The organism is Legionella sp. PATHC032, from assembly GCF_026191185.1.
In the GTDB taxonomy this organism is placed as follows: Bacteria; Pseudomonadota; Gammaproteobacteria; order Legionellales; family Legionellaceae; genus Legionella.
Genome location: NZ_JAPHOV010000002.1, coordinates 42,052 through 61,272, shown reverse-complemented (window position 1 = coordinate 61,272; position 19,221 = coordinate 42,052). Strand labels below are relative to the sequence as shown.

The following is a 19,221-nucleotide window of genomic DNA, read 5'->3' as shown; positions in this document are numbered from 1 at the left end:
AATGTTTTGGTTGTTTGGCGATTGGATCGGTTAAGGCGATAACTGAAGCATCTTATTTCTTATGTGAGTAAATTAGAGAAAAAGGGAATCGGTTCCATAGTATCACCGAAGCTATTAATACAGAAACACCTCAGGTAGGTTTATGTTTCATGTGTTTGGCGCCATATCCGAGTTTGAACGAAATTTAATTAAAGAGCGAACACTGGACGGTCTTGAGGCTGCAAGAGCCATTGGTAGGCAGGGAGGAAGGCCAGAAAAGCTTACTGACGAACAAAAAGAGTTAGTCAAAACTTTATATGCTAATAAAAAACATTCAATACAATCAATTTGTAAGATGGTTGGCGTAGGAAAGACTACACTATACAAATATATAAATCGGTAAAATTAGGATATTAATCAATATGGATATTAAACTATCTTCTGAAACTTTGAATTTGCTTATAGAGAAATTGAGTAAAGCCATTGGCTGGTATTGTGAGCCTAAACAAATTAGAAGATTAGCTAAAGCAGATGCTGAAGCTAAATTAAGGTTCTGTCGCAAAAAGTTATGCGCCAAGGTAAAATCCTGGAATTTTGCACAGGAATGGTTAACGATGGTTAGTTTTAAGTGGCGTCATTTTAAGCAGGATATAATATTAATGCTGGTCAGATGGTACTTGTCCTATTCATTGAGTTATCGTGACGTTGAGGATCTGGCACTGGAACGGGGCCTGAAAGTAGATCATTCGACGATTAATAGGTGGGTTATCCGCTATGCCCCGCAGCTGGAAGAGGTTTTTCGCAAACGCTACAAACGCCCTGTAGGGATTTCCTGGAGGATGGACGAGACCTATATTAAGGTAAAAGGCCAGTGGGTCTATCTGTACAGGGCCGTTGACAAAGAAGGTCAAACCGTTGATTTCATGCTATCAGAAAAACGAGATGAGCCTGCTGCACGAGCATTTTTTGAGAAAGCGATTGGGTCAAGCGGCATTCCAGATAAAGTAACCATGGATAAAAGTGGCGCCAATAAAGCAGGTATCAATACCATCAACCTGCTTCTGGCGCTTTTATTTATGTTGGGCGGCGTGTTCACACAAATCAGCGTTCGCCAAATCAAATATCTGAATAATATTGTAGAGCAAGACCATCGATTTGTTAAAAAAATCACTAATCCTATGCGGGGATTTAAAGCGTTTCACTCTGCAGAGGCGACATTAGCTGGAATTGAACTGCACCATATGCTCCGGAAAGAGCAACATAAAAAATCTGCTAATCAAACTATTTTTGAGCAGTTCTATGGGCTTGCGGCGTAAACTCGCCCAAAATTCCTGCGCTTTTCATACACAATAATTTTTGCGACAGAACCCGCCAACGTAGTTGGCACTGAGCGTAGCGCCTTGTTTCCTTTCATAATTCAGGCGTGAATTTTAAAAAACAAAATGTATATAGCACCGATAATTTTTTCAATAATTCAATCACATAACCTTATTCTTATATCGAGCTGAGGTTATTTAAATATTTTGTAATGCGCATGAGTTGCATAGGCTAACATTTCTGCATCTCCTGAGCTATCGCCGTAAGCATAAATTAAACGGGGTTCATTTCCAATAAGTTCTAAAACACGATTTAATTTCTCTGCTCCGTTACAACTTTTCCCTTGGATCATACCGCTGGCAACATCATGCGAATTAAAGTGAATTTGTGTTGAGGCAATGGCATTAAAGCCACTCATTTTAGCCCAATAATCGATATAAACATTAAACGCCGCGGTTGCTAATATACAATAATGACCTTGCTCTTGATGCCATTCTAGCCGTTTCAACGCTGTTTTTCTTACCAAAGAAGGGATAATTTGGTTAGAAAAAAGTTCACCTGCTTGATATAAATGTTCACGAGGCAAACCTTTGAAAAAGGTTTGCGCAATGATGTTATTTAATTGATCCAGACTACTAAAATGACAATGATAACTAATCAGCGAAGGAAGCTTGCTCAGTAATTTGAGTAAAAAAGAGTGCCCACTAATGAATTTCAAGAAGGGAGTGGTGGTACTTTTACTAGTGATAGTCCCGTCAAAGTCAAACAATGCAATGGTTTTATTCTCATCAATTTTTATTGACATAATAAAGATCCAAAAATAAATCTTGTTGTTGGCTCATATCAAGTATAGCTTGAATAACAACGCATTTTTATTCCCTGTTTTTTATGTTCTATAATTAGTCGTATAGATTGAAATCAATCCTTTTGGCCTTCGTCACGGGAGTCATTACTATGAATTCTGAGAATAATTTATTAGGGATTATTTTTCATTATGCTCAAACTCAACCTCAGAAAGTAGCCTTAAAATTTTTGGAATCTGATTACCAAAGCAGCCAGGAGTTATCTTACCAACAACTAGGTGAGAAAGTTTTATCTTTAGCAAAAGAATTAGTGTTTTTACATTTAAAAGCGAATAAAAATCAAACAATACAAAAGCCAATATTGCTTTTGTTTGATTCCAGTCTTAATTATATTGTGTCTTTTCTCGCCGTATTGCATTCGGGTAATATTGCTGTCACCGCCTATCCTCCGCGCCAAGTCAGGCATTTACAACGCTTATTCAAAATTATTACTGATTCTTCTGCTCAAATGATTCTTACTACGAGCGCAGTAAAAGACTATTGTGATCAAAATAAATTTGAATTTCCTAAGGGAACTACGTTAGTTTGTGTGGATAGCTTAGCGCAAAAGCCATCTAACTTGACTATCTCTTTGCCTGAGGTTTGTTCAGAACATATTGCGTTTTTACAATATACCTCTGGCTCTACAGGCTCACCTAAAGGAGTGATGGTAACCCATAAAAATATTTGTGCTAATCTTGGGCTTTTAGAAAAATATTTAGGGCATGAAACCGTAAGTACATGCGTTTCATGGCTTCCTATATTTCATGATATGGGATTAATTGGAAATACATTATTACCTTTATACGCAGGCGGAACCTGTGTATTTATGGCGCCTTTTACGTTTTTAAAACGTCCATTTTTTTGGTTACAGGCAATGAGTAGGGAGCGTGGAACATATACAATGGCTCCTAATTTTTCTTATGACTTGGCGATTAAAGCATTAAAATCAAAAAAATCACCCTTGGAACTTGATTTTTCACACCTGCGTTGCGCAGTCAATGGTGCTGAACCAATTAAACCGGAAACAATACGGCTCTTTGAACAAACACTCGCGCCCTATAACCTTAAAGAGTACACGATGAAACCTGGGTATGGTATGGCAGAAACAACCCTTTTTATTTCTATTGAGATGACTAAGGAGCGTTTATCTCAGATTGACAAAAACGATTTTGAAAAAGGCATTGTAACAAGCGTTAAGAGTAGTGAACCTGGTACCTTTGTCGAGTTAGTCAGGTGTGGACATGTGCCGGAAGAATTTTTGATTCGAGTTGTCGATCCTAATAATTTGAAGGTGCTTCCTGCTAATACTGTCGGTGAGTTGTGGATTCGAGGCGATTCAGTTGCCTCTGGTTATTATAAAAATCCTGAAAAAACTAAAGAAATATTTGAGGCATTTACTGCCGATACTCATGAAGGTCCATTTTTAAGAACAGGGGATTTAGTTTTTCTGGATGATAGCGGCCGTTTAACGATTTGTGGACGAGTAAAAGATTTAATTATTATTAATGGGCGCAATATTTATCCTCAGGATATAGAGGCCGTGTGTTATCAAAGTGATCGCGACGTGATTCCTCATTGTGCTGCTGCTTTTTCAATAACGCACGATTCAGGTGAAGTTTGCATCTTGGTCGCTGAAGTTAAAGCGGCCCTTGACGATACACGATATCGAGAAATTATTGCAAAAATCAAGAAATCAGTTCTTGAGGCGACAGATATTGGTTTATTCGATATTGTATTAATCCCTCCGCAAAAAATATTAAAAACCAGCAGCGGAAAGATTCAACGCAGTGCGTGCAAGCAGGCGTACCTGAATGATGAGTTTCAGCGACTCGCATGGATGGGGCAACTTACAGAAAAAGTTGAAAATACCTCGGTAATGCATACAGATGAGATGGAGAACAAGCTCATACTCTGGTTGAAGGAGTGGATTGCTACACATACGGGTACTCCTTTTGATGCAATTGAAGTGAATGGTGCTTTTTCTGAATATGGGCTTACGTCAATTCAATTAGTAACGATGATGAGTGATTTTGAAAAGGTCGTTGAGCGGCCTCTTGACCCTTGGTTAGCCTGGGAATTTCCGAATATTCATAGTTTATGCGCGCACTTAACCCAACATCAAGCTGCTGATATTCAATATGCAGAATCCCAAGAGTACGAACCTATCGCCATTATTGGGATGGATTGTCGCCTACCAGGAAAAAACTATCAAGATATTAATGGAATTGATGAGTTTTGGCAGAGTTTGTTAAAAGAAGAGGACAGTATTGAACCCATTCCTTCCTCTCGCTGGGATAACCGATTGTATTTTGATCCTAATCCCGATGCTAAAGGTAAAATGTATTCTGCTAAAGGAGGATTTTTAAATGATGTAAAACGCTTTGACTCAAAATTTTTTAACATTTCTCCTCGTGAAGCAGAATACCTTGATCCCCAACAGCGTTTGGCATTAAGCACCACTTGGCATGCACTGGAGGATGCTGGGTTAGTCGAAAGTGAATTAAAAGGTTCGCACACAGGGATTTATCTCGGTATTAGTACCCACGATTACGATCAATTAATACAAAAACAAGTACCACTGACTGAATTGGGTACGTATCAGGCTACAGGAACCAGTTTTGCTACGTCTGCCGGGAGAATTGCTTATTTCTTAGGAACAAATGGTCCTTGTATGGCCATTGATACGGCTTGTTCTTCTTCGTTAGTTTGTATCCATCAGGCAAGCCGCGCGTTACAGGCAGGCGATTGTGAATTAGCGATTGCTGGTGGGGTTAATTTAATTCTGTCACCTGAAAGCAGTATTATTTTTTGTAAAAGCGGCATGCTTTCACCTCATAATCGTTGCAGTACTTTTGATGTGAGTGCCGATGGTTATGTACGTGGTGAGGGATGCGGTATGGTTGTTCTGAAAAAACTAAGTGACGCATTGCGCGATGGGAACCGCATTCATGCGGTGATTTACGGTAGTGCAGTGAATCAGGATGGAGCTAGTAACGGTTTGACCGCTCCAAATTTGACTGCTCAAGTGGATGTGATTAATACCGCATTAAATTTGTCTCACTTAAGGCCTGAGCAAATCACCCATATTGAAGCGCATGGCACTGGAACTGAATTAGGGGATCCTATTGAATGGGAGGGAATTCGCCGCTGTTATGCTCAAGAACGTACTAATCCTTTATATATTAGCTCGGTAAAAACACGTATTGGCCATCTTGAGGCTGCTGCTGGTGTAGCCGGATTCATTAAAACGGTATTGGCAATTAAATATGGACAAATTCCTGCCCATTTAAATCTCCAGCAGTTGAATCCTAAATTGCATCTACACGACGCCATGTCTATTCCAATGCATTGTATACCGTGGGAAGATGAGTGTCGTTACGCGGGGATTAGTGCTTTTGGTTTTAGCGGCACTAATGCTCACATTATTTTAGGCAATACGCCAATGGCAGGGCTCAAACAGGAGCATATTAATCGACCTCAGCATTTATGGGTTGTTAGTGCTAAAGACCCGAAAATTTTAAAGCAATATCTACAAAACTATCGTACTTATGGAGAGCAGCATTCTGCAATTCATTTTCCTTCACTCAGCCATCAATCGTTGACTCAAAGAACACATTTTCCTTATCGGGCTTTTATTAGCGCTAAAGATCAGTCTAGTTGGTTGTCTGCTTTGCAGCAACAACAATGGAATGAAAGGAAAATTGCGAAAAGTAATCAGTTGGCTTGGTTATTTACTGGGCAAGGTTGTCTGCTACCGAATGTAGCGGCGGCTTTATATAAGACAATCCCTGAATTTGCTGCAGTTTTGGAACAATGTTGTGCTCTTGCCCAAAATTGGCTTCCTTTTGATTTGCGGGCAATGTTATTAAATACACCATCGGATGTGGATATTAATAATACGTTATACGCTCAACCAACCTTGTTTGTTTATGAATATAGTTTAGCGCAATGGTTCTTGCATTTAGGGCTAAAACCCAATTTGTTGTTAGGGCATAGCTTGGGAGAATATGTTGCAGCCTGTATCGCGGGGATATTATCTCTTCATGACGCATTATATTTGGTGTGTAAGCGTGCATTATTAATCTCTTCGTTACCTGTTTCGGGGGGAATGTTGGCTATTAATACTTCAGCGCCTGAAGTAGAGCAGTTTATTTCCCGTTTTGATGATTTGGTTGTTTCTTTAAAAAATGGCCCGGAACAAACAGTAGTTTCAGGGACAGATGAGGCAATTTTAGCCTGTCAAAATTACTGTGACCAGCATGGAATTCGATGTAAAAAAGTGGCTGTATCCCATGCATTTCATTCACCATTAATGAAACCTATTGTTGATGAGTTTGCCAAAATTGCTGCCGATGTTACGTACCACCCTGCAAAAATAGCGGTTGTTTCCAATGTGACAGGAGAACTATTAGAAGACGGGCAAATCACTACGGAATATTGGTCTGCGCACATGTTGCAACCAGTTGAGTTTTTAAAGGGAATTCATACTTTAGTGGATTATGGAGTGGAGTTGTGTCAAGAAATAGGGCCTAAACCTATTTTAGTGGCTCAAGCACAAATGGTTCATGACTTTGTCATTTTACCTTCGGTAAGTGAACCTGAAAATCCATGGCCTGGCATTATGGAAACATTAGGAACCTTCTATTTAAGAGGGGTAGATATCAAATGGCACAATCTTAATAAGCATGCATCTTTTGTCCATGAGGAATTACTTAAATATCCCTTTGGCGGGAAAGAATATTGGCTTCCAAAAAATGGAGATAATAATTCTCAAACCAATGAGATGTGGAGAACTTATTTATATCATCAGCAATGGGTGAAAGCAGATCCTCATTTACCATTAATTAGCTTAAAAAACGAGCATGTTCTTTTGAGCGGCACAACATTAGTCGAGCCCAACTCTCTATTTTTATCTAAAGCGATGGACTTTCTCCCTGCGAATAAAGTAGCGGATCACTCTCATGAGAATATCTTACAAAAATCAAATTGGATTGTTTATTTTTGCGAGGCTAAGCCTGAGCAGCTTATCGCAGAGATCACTTCATTTACTCATTTTATTCAATATTTAGTGCAGCACCACCCGAAAAAACCAGTTTTATTGCTTACTGAATATGATTCTTTGGTGGCTCCTTCTTTATTGGCTTTACTGAAATCAGTAAAACAAGAATACCCACTATGGCCTGTTCATTATTTGGAGTTCAACTTAAATGATGTAGATAATAATCCAATGCAATTTATTGGCAGTAAGGACGAAAATTATTGGGCTTTGCGTAGGGATCAAGAAGTGTTTTATCGTCAGGATATTAGTCCTGTTGTAGCGGAAAATATTGGCGGTGAGCGAAAGATTAGTGCTGATTTTACATGTTTGGTTACCGGAGCAGGTGGTGATGTGGGGCAGGCTCTCATTGAATCATTATCCACGTTGGGAGCGCGTTATATTATTGCGGTTGGGCGCAAAAAGGACGAGCCGGTTTGGAGTAAGGAAATAGTACAACAAAAGAATCAAGGAACTAAAATTAAGTACTATTCCTGTGATATCTCAGATTATGGCGCTCTTTCGCAATTGATCGGGAAACTTCACCATGATTTTCCACCCTTAGGCATGATTGTTCATGCCGCAGGGGTTGCTCATGACAAGCCTTGGCATGAAACTACAAAAGAGGATATTCAAGAGATACTCGGTGCCAAAGCCATTGGGGCTTGGAATTTGCATCAAGCAGCTCGGAATCATCGACTTAAGGCATTTATTACCATATCTTCTCTCAGTGCGGTATTAGGCAATCAAGGGCAAGCAGCATATGCTTCAGCTAATGCATTTTTGCATGCATTGAGTATCCATCGCCACAAAAAAAATCTACCTGCTCAATCATTAATTTTAGGTCCTGTTAAAAACACAGGCTTATTTAAGCGTAATGAACAGCAATTAACTTCTTATTTAGCTGAAAAGGGTATTATCCCTTTGTTAAGATCAGAGTTACAAATGATTTTTCAACAGCAAGTTAATGAATGTAATTTAATTGTGAATCATTTCTCAAGTGACCCTTCGTTGATGGTTGCTCCTATATCTTCCTTACCTGATGCTTCTTCGAATGGTCTGGATAATCAGTTATGTACGGCAGAAAAAATCCTGTTTATTGCCGAAGAGGTTCTAAAGCTGTCTTCAGGAGAACTCTCGATCACGGATAATTGGTTTGAGTTTGGCATGGATTCCATTATGGCGACTCAACTTATATATAAAATTAATCATAGGTATCCCAATACTTGTATTTCAGTATCGGATGTATTTAAGCATGCTTCTGCACAAGAGCTCGCGCTAAAAGTGAATAAACAATCTAGAAATGCTGAGCAGGATAAAAGCGTAGTGCTAGCTCCTGTTTATAAAAACAGACGAACCTTTCCTTTGTCGTTACAACAGCAAGAAATTTGGAATTTTATTCAAAATACCCCCCGAAGTCTGGCCTACCAGATTCCTATGGAGCTTGCAATAACAGGCAAATTATCAATAGATAAATTCCAGCAAGCCTTATCTTTTGTGCTGAGGCGTCATGATATTTTACGCTGCAGTTTTCATGAAATTGCACATCAAGTCAATCAGCATGTGCATGATGACTGCTCCCTCATCTTAGAACTATTTGATAAATATGATGAGCAACAGGTGACTGATTTTTTTAATATGCCTTTTAATCTGAGTAAAGCACCTTTGCTCCGGACGTGTTTAATCCCGGATGGTGAGGAGCAGTATCGCTGGCTGCTTGTTTTCCATCATTTAATTTGTGATGGTCATACGGTAACATCCTTTATAAAAGAAGTCATTGCCTATTATGAAGATGAACATCTTGAGGATGAAGTAATAAACTACAGTGATTATGTCAGTTGGCAATGGGATCAGGTTTTAAATCGTTTTGATGGCGAAATTGAAACATTTTGGTTGCAGAAATTACAAGGAGTTTCTGTAGGCGTTCCTTTAGCGTTCGAGACCCAACTTCCGCAAGAAGCTGGTGTGATTCATACAAATATTGCACTTAAAGAGATGAATTCATCCTTGGCATTAATTAAACAGAATAAACTTTCATTGAGTAACTACATTTTAGCAAATCTGTTTACTATGTTGTTCGATCAGTTGAAGCAAGAAAGGCAAGGAATCATCGTATTTTTCTCGGGAAGAGAAAACGGGGACTTTGCTACTGTTTTTGGAGATACTTCGAATGATGTTCTGTTAGTTGGTGCTCGTGATGCGAATATCTTTAGTCTTGCTGAACAATTACAGCAACAAATATTTTTGTTACATGAAAAACAATACTTCCATATCCCTGTCTTCAAAGAGCTAGGTTTAGCTGCGCCCATGATTTCATTTGATTTTCAAAGAAGCATTGACCTAAAGATTAATACCCACTTACAAATAAGAGCTTTAAAAAATGGCAATATACAAAGCAACTTATGGGGTGATGAACCACGTTTATTGTCATTTAAAGTGTTGTTAAAAGCAGACAGCTTAGAGTTAAGTTTGAAATATCGACGCGATAGGATAGATGACTCATTAGCTAATAGCTTATTAGATGCTTGGATGAATACTTTAATGATTCATGAAAAAAATAATGCTCATTTTGTTAAAGAGAAACCCTTCGCTTTATATGACGCGTCAGTAATGCAAAGTAATTTATGGCCATTATTTAAAGGACATCCTGATAAGACTGCTTATTATGTTCCTGTATTCAAAGAAGTTGATAGGTTTTTGGAGATAGGGCGTCTTAATCAATCGATCAATAAAGTGATTCATGATACTCCCGCATTACAGGTCTATTTTATTGAGGATAATGGAACACTTAAATGGAGTTTTAATACAAAAGCAAACACACAAGTCCACGTTATCAATGATAAAAGTCTTTGTGAAACCATAGGACGGTTATTAGTCGATCCAATTGACATAACCCAAGCCCCTTTATTTCGTTGTTATTTGGTTCATTGTGATGATCATGAACAATCGATTTTATTAATCCGGTTTCATCATTTAATTGCGGATGGCTTGAGTGCAGAATTATTTTCTAAGAAGTTGGAAGAGGCATATCTTGCGAAAAAAAATACCTCGGATTTCTCTCTACAGAAGAATAATTATTTGCATGATCATCATCAAGAAGCGATGCTCTATGAGATTAATAAAGCAGAATATCATCGTTACTATAGTGAAATTAATCAACAGTTGGAACCATGGCATCTCATTAAAGCACCCCAAACAATAAATTATGTGGGTGGGGTAGTTTATCAACTGTTACCCCATGAAGATTCGGAAAGGGTACATGCTTTTTGCCGACAACATAGTATTTCCCTTTATACTTTTTATTTCCATCTTTTTTGTCTTACTTTGGCTGAGGTAAATAAGCAAAATAAGATTTATATTAGTATGGTGAAATCAAATCGAGGTCGATTAAATGATCCGGAAATGATTGGATACTATGCAGATAGTATTCCTTTTCTTTTTGAATTCAAAACAAACAGTGAATCAACTCAAGCGCTTAAAAATACTCAGATGCAGGTGCTTCAGTTAATTGAGCGTTTTCAATATCCTTTACGTAGCGAAGATGCTGCACATTTGGAGTATGTACAGCCACGATTCATTTTTAATCAATACAATCAGGAGTCCTCAGGCGGTTTACTTTCTTGTGCCAACTATTTAATTGAGAACTTAATTAGTCTCAGCGGAAATAAGGTGGGACTCTGGAATTATACTTGTCCTGAACAGTTTAATTTATTGATTCTCAGCAGTCATCTAAATCACATGATGGGGTTGGTGTATGACCAGTCCTTATCAACGGAAGCTGAGGCTGAATTATTACTACAATATTTTAGAGAAAAAATATTAAGTTTTCTTGTAACCATTCACCCCAATTAAGGAAAAGTCATATTTGGGGTTCTGTCGCAAAAATATTTTTAGATGACGAACGGAGTGGTTCTGTCGCAAAAAGTTATGCGCCAAGGTAAAATCCTGGAATTTTGCACAGGAATGGTTAACGATGGTTAGTTTTAAGTGGCGTCATTTTAAGCAGGATATAATATTAATGCTGGTCAGATGGTACTTGTCCTATTCATTGAGTTATCGTGACGTTGAGGATCTGGCACTGGAACGGGGCCTGAAAGTAGATCATTCGACGATTAATAGGTGGGTTATCCGCTATGCCCCGCAGCTGGAAGAGGTTTTTCGCAAACGCTACAAACGCCCTGTAGGGATTTCCTGGAGGATGGACGAGACCTATATTAAGGTAAAAGGCCAGTGGGTCTATCTGTACAGGGCCGTTGACAAAGAAGGTCAAACCGTTGATTTCATGCTATCAGAAAAACGAGATGAGCCTGCTGCACGAGCATTTTTTGAGAAAGCGATTGGGTCAAGCGGCATTCCAGATAAAGTAACCATGGATAAAAGTGGCGCCAATAAAGCAGGTATCAATACCATCAACCTGCTTCTGGCGCTTTTATTTATGTTGGGCGGCGTGTTCACACAAATCAGCGTTCGCCAAATCAAATATCTGAATAATATTGTAGAGCAAGACCATCGATTTGTTAAAAAAATCACTAATCCTATGCGGGGATTTAAAGCGTTTCACTCTGCAGAGGCGACATTAGCTGGAATTGAACTGCACCATATGCTCCGGAAAGAGCAACATAAAAAATCTGCTAATCAAACTATTTTTGAGCAGTTCTATGGGCTTGCGGCGTAAACTCGCCCAAAATTCCTGCGCTTTTCATACACAATAATTTTTGCGATAGAACCATTGCACAAACGTTCGTTTTTGAGCAAGAAAAATCAATCGTACTAAATTGCCTTGTTTACTGGAGTCTCATATTCTCAATAACCATTCTTGATATTGATTTCTCATTACAGTATACTTCATATGAGTTTTGAGAATACAGGATAATAAGTTGATGCCCACGATTAGTGCATTTTACGGTATTTTGATTCAAATGTTTTGGAATGATCATGCGCCGCCCCATTTTCATGCTGTTTATGGAGAATATCAGGGAATTATTGATATTAAGTCACTAACGATGTTGGAAGGTAACTTGCCAAGGCGGGCTTTAAACCTGATTTTAGATTGGGCTGAATTACACCAGGCAGAATTAATAACAGATTGGGAACTATGTACCCAAAAGAAAATGCCTAATAAAATTGAACCGCTACGCTAGGAGAAACCGATGTACTGGAATGTAACCAAAGTAGAACCACAGCAACACCTTTTGCTGAAGGTGAAATTTGAAGATGGCCTGGAGGGAACCGTTCGATTCAAGCCATCCCATTTAACTGGCGTGTTTGAAGTATTAAAAGATGAGGTTTATTTCAAGCAAGCTTTTATCAACTATGGTGCTGTTAGCTGGCCTGGCGAGCTCGATCTTGCGCCTGATGCGATGCATAAAGAAATTAAAGATCATGGTGAATGGATTTTGGAGTAGACTATGCTTGTAGGCTATGCACGTGTTTCAACAGTTGATCAAAATTTGGATCTCCAACTTTCAGCGTTGAAAGATGTTGGTTGTGAAAAGCTTTATCAAGATCAAATATCAGGAACTAAAGCAAATCGCCCAGGACTTGCTATGGCTCTTGAGGTATTGAGAAAAAATGACACCCTGGTTGTTTGGAAGCTAGACCGATTAGGCCGCACAGTTAAGGGATTAATTGATTTGGTTAATCAATTAGAAAAGAAAGGAATCCATTTTAAAAGCATTACCGATAATGTTGATACATCTACCCCTGCAGGTCGTTTCTTTTTCCACGTTATGGCAAGCCTTGCACAAATGGAACGAGAGTTAATGGCTGAGAGAACGAAAGCGGGCTTAGCAGCAGCAAAAGCAAAAGGACGAGTTGGTGGTCGCAAACGAAAAATGACCCAAAGTAAGATTGAATCGGCTAAACAGTTACTAGCTTCTGGTACGCTCCCTAAAGATGTTGCACAAAATCTTGGTATCTCGGTGCCGACTTTATATCGTTGGGTTCCTGCATCAAATAATTAAGTTTGCCTGCTTGATAGATAACAAATCACATGACAACAACTTTCTACTGACATTCACTTTGACAATCTACTGACATCGACTTAGAAAAGTCACAAGAGGGGTTCAAGATGGGGTAAAAATTATCACAAGGGTGTACCATAATGATAGTACACGATTTGGTTCTGTCGCAAAAATTATTGTGTATGAAAAGCGCAGGAATTTTGGGCGAGTTTACGCCGCAAGCCCATAGAACTGCTCAAAAATAGTTTGATTAGCAGATTTTTTATGTTGCTCTTTCCGGAGCATATGGTGCAGTTCAATTCCAGCTAATGTCGCCTCTGCAGAGTGAAACGCTTTAAATCCCCGCATAGGATTAGTGATTTTTTTAACAAATCGATGGTCTTGCTCTACAATATTATTCAGATATTTGATTTGGCGAACGCTGATTTGTGTGAACACGCCGCCCAACATAAATAAAAGCGCCAGAAGCAGGTTGATGGTATTGATACCTGCTTTATTGGCGCCACTTTTATCCATGGTTACTTTATCTGGAATGCCGCTTGACCCAATCGCTTTCTCAAAAAATGCTCGTGCAGCAGGCTCATCTCGTTTTTCTGATAGCATGAAATCAACGGTTTGACCTTCTTTGTCAACGGCCCTGTACAGATAGACCCACTGGCCTTTTACCTTAATATAGGTCTCGTCCATCCTCCAGGAAATCCCTACAGGGCGTTTGTAGCGTTTGCGAAAAACCTCTTCCAGCTGCGGGGCATAGCGGATAACCCACCTATTAATCGTCGAATGATCTACTTTCAGGCCCCGTTCCAGTGCCAGATCCTCAACGTCACGATAACTCAATGAATAGGACAAGTACCATCTGACCAGCATTAATATTATATCCTGCTTAAAATGACGCCACTTAAAACTAACCATCGTTAACCATTCCTGTGCAAAATTCCAGGATTTTACCTTGGCGCATAACTTTTTGCGACAGAACCAAAAATCTGCTAATCAAACTATTTTTGAGTAGTTCTATGGGCTTGCGGCGTAAACTCGCCCAAAATTCCTGCGCTTTTCATACACAATAATTTTTGCGACAGAACCACATTTTTTATGAGGCAATTCGGGTGTCTAAATCTATTAGACCACCTCACATAATGATCTATAATTAGACATTATAATTTAATTTCAACTAAAACTTATGATACATGTTGAACTTCTGGCTATGGGCGATCATCACTTTAATGGTCTAACAGTTTGTTTAAAGCCACTTACGCCTTATGTTATTACACATTCTTTGGTTAAGGAAATCCGTAAATTACAAAATAAAGTAGCAGAAAACTATTACAAACAACCATGGGATGATATTTACTATATTTTTTGGTACCTGCATGAAGGAAAAATCCCCTGGAAGGGCCTTGATTTTAACTTTATTCATGATTGTTTTAAAAGTAATAAGGAATCTAAATTTGAGGAATATATAGAACATATATTTTCATTATTATTTCTAAACTATGTGGGACTTGATTTACCACTCGTAAATTGTTCAATAGTGAATAGAAATACGGTCGGAATATCCAGTGAGATATTCTTTTTAAATAGAATCAATTTTATAAAGTGTTTACATAATCAACAAGTAGTTGAGTTAAAAAACTCTGTTAATGAGCAAATTACACAAATTAACCCGATGAAAAAAGTAAAAATGACTTTTCCAGAAGAGGTATACGCGCGTAACAAATTTTATAAAATCAATTGTTTTAAATTAAGTTGTATGAGAGACATTCTACTTGAAAATGGGTTTACTGCTTTTTCTCCGATCGAAAAGAATCATATCAAATGTCTTTTTGAGCAAAAGAAAGAGGAAACACTGAATCGCTTTTATGCATTGGCTAGCAAATACCACAATGTGTTTGAACGACTGGCTCAAGTACAAGCTAATGAACATAATTTATACTTAAAAAAAGGTTCTGTCGCAAAAATATTTTTAGATGACGAACGGAGTTATTTTGGGCGAGTTTATACCGCGAGACCATAGAACTGTTCAAAAATAGTCAATTCATTTGACTGGAGTGGTCGACTTTTAAACCTCGCTCTGCTGCCAGCTCCTCAATGTCAAGATAGCTCAATGCATAAGCCACATACCAACGAACCAACATTAAAATGACATTATCTTTGAAATGCCGCCGCTTAAAACTGACCATGAAATAACCATTGATAATTGCAATAGCGTTAGTCTATGTCAATGCCGATTGAAAATTGATCCTTTTGCCAGATGAAAATTGATCCCCCCTGGTAAAAAAATTAATCAGTTATATTATTTTGCTCCTCCTTCTGATTTTGAATTAAACCGGCCTTAAATTTGTCTTTTAATCTATAACTGTCGCCTCTGCATTGAATGACATGAGCATGATGGAGCAACCTGTCGAGCATAGCTGCTGTTAATACTTTATCGCCGGCGAAAGTATTGTCCCATTGACCAAAAGCGAGATTGGAGGTGGCAATAATAGAACCTTTTTCATAGCGATTTGCAATAACTTGGAAGAAATGATTTGCCTGATCTCGGTTCATTGGTAAATATCCAATTTCATCAATAATGAGCAGTCGAGCATTATTAATAACCCGTCGCATAATATCTTTATATCGCCCTTGGCGATGAGCTGTTTCAAGCAATAACATCAAATCTGCTGCGCTAATAAATTTTGTTTTAATGTTTGCTTGAACTGCTAAATAACCCAGAGCAATCGCTAAATGAGTCTTGCCTAATCCACTAGGACCAAGTAATAAAATATTTTCCTGTCGTTCAATGAAAGCCAAAGAAGTCAGTTCTCGGATTTTATTTTTTGGTACACCAGAAGCAAATTTAAAATCAAAATCATCTATTGTTTTAATCATTGGAAAACCAGCCATTTTAGTGAGCAGGGTTCGACTTCGATATTGTTTTTCCTGTAACTCCACAGTCAATACACTTTCTAAAAAATCACTAAATCCTTGATTATGAGTTGCTGCCTCTTGAGCTAAATAAGAGTAATTTGTCGCTATCCCTGATAAATTCAAGCGTTCACATAGTGATAAAATACGCTCATGTTGAATATTCATGCAGCCTCCTCTGTGCGCTCGAGTAGTTTCTGATAAATTGACAATTCATGTTGCATTGCAGTGTTGTCTAATAATTGAAAGGCAAAATAGTGAACCTCCTTATTTTCCAAATGAGAAAATAATTTACCAGAATAGGTAGATGACAATGGTTGTAGTTTTGCTTGTTCATCAAGAAGTCGTTCGAATGGAATTGCTCCTGTTGTAGCATGTACTCGTTGATTAGCAATTTCATTTAGCCATTTTAAAACATGCATATTGGCTGTCTCTTTATCTAAACTTAAGCCAAGTGCCTTCAATTGCCCAACTAAAGGAAAATAAAAACTGTATTTTAAATAATGAATAAAGCGTTCAACTTTACCTTTTGTTTGTGCCCTATAAGGTTGACACACTTTAGGACGAAATCCAGTATGTTTTGCAAAATCCCAAAAACCAGCTTGAAATCGATGTTGGCTTGGGCCATATCCATTTCGTTCAATAATGACTGTTTTCATATTGTCATATAGGATCGTATAAGGAACTCCACCAAAATATTCGAATGCATTTTTATGGCATGCAATAAGCGTTTCCAAGGTTTCATCGCTGACAAACTCTACATAAGATGCTCTGGAATATCCCATGGTTGCAATAAAAGCACTTAATCTATCCTTTCCTCTTCGGAATTGAGCCCAATCCACCTGCATCTGCTGTCCAGGCTCTGTTTCAAACCGAACAATAACCTCTTCTTTTTTTGACCTTAAAGTATGCATATATGCTCTTAATTGGGAGCTGCATCCATCATAACCAAACAATTTAATCTCTCGATAAATCACAGTAGCTGGTACCCAATGAGGTGTTGCATCTTTTAATCTTTTTTGAATATATGCTTTATAGGGGTCAAGCTTTAATGGCTTTTTATCACGTCTTTTGTAATAAGGCTCTGAACCACTTTTAAGATATTTTCGAACAGTATTTATCGACATACCCAATTTTCTAGCAATCGCTTTTTTACTGTATCCCTGCTTATACAAAATATGAATCATTTTTGACTCCTCTAATTGAATCATTCCCTCCTCCAGAATTCATTCTCCTGAAGAAAACTATAGTAGGGGGATCAATTTTCAGTCGGCAAAGGGGATCAGTTTATATTCAGCAACGACAAAAAGAGCTATATATATATAGTTCACTGCCGTACAGGCAGCTTAGAAGTTATTATGTTAAAGGTGTTAGCACGCTACGCAGCAAGGTCAGGCCTTGGTCCGACCTTGTTTTGATTAGGAAAGTCTAATCATGACTATAATCTCCATTTCTCTTTATGGAGTACAGCAACCGTTAGTCAAATCTATAAATAACCTAAACAAATAAAAATAAACTCTCTAATTCCATGGAAATGAGTGTAATTGGATCGAAGTCAAAATAAATTGTGAAGTCTGATTACTGAGAAAATTAAATTTAGTTGATGAGTATCTATTGAATCATGAGAATAATCTAATGGTGTACGTTAATTATACACGTATGCTAAAAATTACTACCTGATGAGCTAGGATATTCTCTACCGCGTTGTTTGAATCACACTGAGTCAATAGTAAATTTATTTAGCATTACTGAGAATTATTTAATCCTCAAAAACTCAATAATAAATTTAGATATTTCACAAAATCATACGGTGAATGCTCTCCTGGTTTCGTCAGTTACTGAAATAGTGGTTAGTTCTGATTAGTTACTTATTGATTGTTTTTTAAGTATTGATAGAGCGTTTCTCTGCTGATTCCAAATTCTTTGGCTAAGCTAGTCTTTTGTTCGCCAGCCTTTGCTCGCTCTTGAAGAATTGCAGCCTGATCCTTATTTAAAGAGGGCTTCCTACCTCTGTATTTCCCTTTTTGTTTAGCAATGGCAATACCTTCAAGCTGTCTCTCTCTAATTAATGCACGTTCAAACTCAGCAAAGGCACCCATAATAGATAAAAGCAAGTTGGACATGGGTGAGTCATCACCTTTAAATACCAAATTTTCTTTAATAAAACGCAGAGTCACATCTCGTTGTGTTAAGCTTTTTACGAGTTGCCTCAAATCATCCAGGTTTCTGGCTAATCGGTCCATGCTGTGAACGACCACTTCATCGCCATCACGGACATAGTCGAGAAGTTTTTCCAGTTGCGGTCGTTTAATACTTTTCCCGGAAATGTGATCGATAAATTTTTTATCTAGAATAATTCCCTCCAGCTGGCGATCTGGGTTTTGGTCAAAAGAGCTTACTCGAACATATCCGATGGTTTTACCTGATGAAGACATAAAAACTCCATTTCTATAAAATCGTCAGGATAAAGTTTAAGATTTTAAATTGATTATGTCAATTTATTAAAAATCAAGCTCTATTCTGACATAATTTTTCACTTTGCCCAGTGTCAATTTAGCGTATACCACAAGATGACACCAATAAAATCCCAATAATCTAGCAATTCGAATAATACAGGCAATGAAAAACATTTTTTGTGATGAAATGATTCTTATAGCTGACCATCATTTTTGATCATATTTAAAAGCTGGCTGTAGACCTAACACAGATCCAAAACGTTGTGATGCGGTAATAAAAGAACAATAAGATATTAATTCACTGATTTCGTTAGTCAAGAAACATTGCTTTAACTCATCAATATCTTGTTCATTGATTATTTTATGATCGATAGCAAATTTATTTGCAAATTTTAATGCGGCCGTAAGCAGAATATCTTCTGGTAGTTGGTCAGGAGGTTCTGCCTTAGCTATATAATAGTAGCAAAGATTATCAAATACTAAAGCGCGTCTTATCTGCTCTAAAAAATTAGGTTCAAAAGTTTTGCTCTGCAAAAAGGCATTTTCTAAATTAGACCAATTATTTAAGATCTCCGGAACATAGCCAAGCAGTTTTTCAAAAGGAGAGGTACCATAGTTTGATAGTGGGATATGGGACATTTCAATAGATGGTTAAAATTATCCTTTGGTCTTTTTATCACTATAACTATATACGGTGCAAGACAACTATTTTAAAAATG

General features: G+C 37.9%; 14 protein-coding genes and 1 pseudogene. 8 read left to right on the top strand and 7 right to left on the bottom strand.

Features of this window, described 5'->3' with window-relative positions; translation table 11 throughout:
• Positions 1 to 142: 142 nt before the first annotated feature.
• Both OQJ02_RS15370 and OQJ02_RS15365 read left to right on the top strand, forming a co-directional pair.
• Entirely contained in the window at positions 143 to 382 is a 240-nt protein-coding gene (locus OQJ02_RS15370) for a recombinase family protein (RefSeq protein ID WP_080447080.1), read from the top strand.
• Between the two features lie 211 nt (positions 383 to 593).
• Positions 594 to 1,295, top strand: coding sequence for an IS6 family transposase (locus OQJ02_RS15365; protein ID WP_059411224.1), 702 nt, complete (start codon positions 594 to 596; stop codon positions 1,293 to 1,295).
• 194 nt (positions 1,296 to 1,489) lie between these two features.
• On the opposite strand, the gene OQJ02_RS15360 is transcribed toward OQJ02_RS15365, so the two are convergent.
• Positions 1,490 to 2,101: an HAD-IB family hydrolase gene (locus OQJ02_RS15360; RefSeq protein WP_042236549.1), complete on the bottom strand. Its 612-nt coding sequence runs from the start codon at positions 2,099 to 2,101 to the stop codon at positions 1,490 to 1,492.
• A gap of 149 nt (positions 2,102 to 2,250) precedes the next feature.
• Here OQJ02_RS15360 and OQJ02_RS15355 point away from each other — a divergent pair, with 149 nt between their 5' ends.
• From OQJ02_RS15355 to OQJ02_RS15335, 5 genes are all read left to right on the top strand, one after another.
• Positions 2,251 to 11,028: a type I polyketide synthase gene (locus OQJ02_RS15355; RefSeq protein WP_061638498.1), complete on the top strand. Its 8,778-nt coding sequence runs from the start codon at positions 2,251 to 2,253 to the stop codon at positions 11,026 to 11,028.
• 121 nt (positions 11,029 to 11,149) lie between these two features.
• A complete protein-coding gene (locus tag OQJ02_RS15350) occupies positions 11,150 to 11,851 on the top strand; it encodes an IS6 family transposase (protein ID WP_059411224.1) in 702 nt (233 codons plus the stop codon).
• A 205-nt stretch (positions 11,852 to 12,056) separates the two neighbouring features.
• Positions 12,057 to 12,317, top strand: coding sequence for a DUF4160 domain-containing protein (locus tag OQJ02_RS15345; protein WP_042238310.1), 261 nt, complete (start codon positions 12,057 to 12,059; stop codon positions 12,315 to 12,317).
• Positions 12,318 to 12,326: 9 nt separating this feature from the next.
• The gene (locus OQJ02_RS15340; RefSeq protein ID WP_042238308.1) at positions 12,327 to 12,581 is read left to right on the top strand and encodes a DUF2442 domain-containing protein; all 255 of its coding nucleotides are present in this window, start codon (positions 12,327 to 12,329) and stop codon (positions 12,579 to 12,581) included.
• Between the two features lie 3 nt (positions 12,582 to 12,584).
• Entirely contained in the window at positions 12,585 to 13,139 is a 555-nt protein-coding gene (locus OQJ02_RS15335) for a recombinase family protein (RefSeq protein ID WP_042238305.1), read from the top strand.
• 210 nt (positions 13,140 to 13,349) lie between these two features.
• Here the strand turns inward: OQJ02_RS15335 and OQJ02_RS15330 are convergent, their stop codons facing one another.
• Positions 13,350 to 14,051 carry an IS6 family transposase gene (locus OQJ02_RS15330; protein ID WP_059411224.1) on the bottom strand — a complete coding sequence of 234 codons (702 nt, stop codon included), beginning with the start codon at positions 14,049 to 14,051 and terminating at the stop codon, positions 13,350 to 13,352.
• Positions 14,052 to 14,319: 268 nt separating this feature from the next.
• Here OQJ02_RS15330 and OQJ02_RS15325 point away from each other — a divergent pair, with 268 nt between their 5' ends.
• Positions 14,320 to 15,153: a hypothetical protein gene (locus tag OQJ02_RS15325; RefSeq protein ID WP_129902214.1), complete on the top strand. Its 834-nt coding sequence runs from the start codon at positions 14,320 to 14,322 to the stop codon at positions 15,151 to 15,153.
• 28 nt (positions 15,154 to 15,181) lie between these two features.
• On the opposite strand, the pseudogene OQJ02_RS15320 reads toward OQJ02_RS15325, so the two are convergent.
• The 5 genes and pseudogenes from OQJ02_RS15320 to OQJ02_RS15300 form a co-directional block, all read right to left on the bottom strand.
• Positions 15,182 to 15,319 (bottom strand): annotated as a pseudogene (locus tag OQJ02_RS15320) (IS6 family transposase); the annotation flags it as partial.
• Between the two features lie 100 nt (positions 15,320 to 15,419).
• Positions 15,420 to 16,214: an IS21-like element ISLpn12 family helper ATPase IstB gene (gene istB / locus OQJ02_RS15315; protein WP_042236028.1), complete on the bottom strand. Its 795-nt coding sequence runs from the start codon at positions 16,212 to 16,214 to the stop codon at positions 15,420 to 15,422.
• Entirely contained in the window at positions 16,211 to 17,233 is a 1,023-nt protein-coding gene (gene istA, locus OQJ02_RS15310; RefSeq protein ID WP_077383491.1) for an IS21-like element ISLpn12 family transposase, read from the bottom strand. Before istA ends, istB begins: the two co-directional genes overlap by 4 nt.
• A 681-nt stretch (positions 17,234 to 17,914) precedes the next feature.
• Positions 17,915 to 18,481 (bottom strand): recombinase family protein, encoded by a 567-nt coding sequence (locus tag OQJ02_RS15305; protein ID WP_042236031.1) that lies wholly within the window; start codon positions 18,479 to 18,481, stop codon positions 17,915 to 17,917.
• 228 nt (positions 18,482 to 18,709) lie between these two features.
• Entirely contained in the window at positions 18,710 to 19,141 is a 432-nt protein-coding gene (locus tag OQJ02_RS15300; protein ID WP_059411230.1) for a hypothetical protein, read from the bottom strand.
• Positions 19,142 to 19,221: the final 80 nt, after the last annotated feature.

Coding starts and splice junctions, on each gene's coding strand:
- istA (WP_077383491.1), bottom strand. CDS start 17,233: ATGATTCATATTTTGTATAAGCAGGGATACAGTAAAAAAGCGATTGCT.
- OQJ02_RS15360 (WP_042236549.1), bottom strand. CDS start 2,101: ATGTCAATAAAAATTGATGAGAATAAAACCATTGCATTGTTTGACTTT.
- OQJ02_RS15300 (WP_059411230.1), bottom strand. CDS start 19,141: ATGTCCCATATCCCACTATCAAACTATGGTACCTCTCCTTTTGAAAAA.
- OQJ02_RS15335 (WP_042238305.1), top strand. CDS start 12,585: ATGCTTGTAGGCTATGCACGTGTTTCAACAGTTGATCAAAATTTGGAT.
- OQJ02_RS15330 (WP_059411224.1), bottom strand. CDS start 14,051: ATGGTTAGTTTTAAGTGGCGTCATTTTAAGCAGGATATAATATTAATG.
- OQJ02_RS15325 (WP_129902214.1), top strand. CDS start 14,320: ATGATACATGTTGAACTTCTGGCTATGGGCGATCATCACTTTAATGGT.
- OQJ02_RS15355 (WP_061638498.1), top strand. CDS start 2,251: ATGAATTCTGAGAATAATTTATTAGGGATTATTTTTCATTATGCTCAA.
- OQJ02_RS15345 (WP_042238310.1), top strand. CDS start 12,057: ATGCCCACGATTAGTGCATTTTACGGTATTTTGATTCAAATGTTTTGG.
- istB (WP_042236028.1), bottom strand. CDS start 16,214: ATGAATATTCAACATGAGCGTATTTTATCACTATGTGAACGCTTGAAT.
- OQJ02_RS15350 (WP_059411224.1), top strand. CDS start 11,150: ATGGTTAGTTTTAAGTGGCGTCATTTTAAGCAGGATATAATATTAATG.
- OQJ02_RS15370 (WP_080447080.1), top strand. CDS start 143: ATGTTTCATGTGTTTGGCGCCATATCCGAGTTTGAACGAAATTTAATT.
- OQJ02_RS15365 (WP_059411224.1), top strand. CDS start 594: ATGGTTAGTTTTAAGTGGCGTCATTTTAAGCAGGATATAATATTAATG.
- OQJ02_RS15340 (WP_042238308.1), top strand. CDS start 12,327: ATGTACTGGAATGTAACCAAAGTAGAACCACAGCAACACCTTTTGCTG.
- OQJ02_RS15305 (WP_042236031.1), bottom strand. CDS start 18,481: ATGTCTTCATCAGGTAAAACCATCGGATATGTTCGAGTAAGCTCTTTT.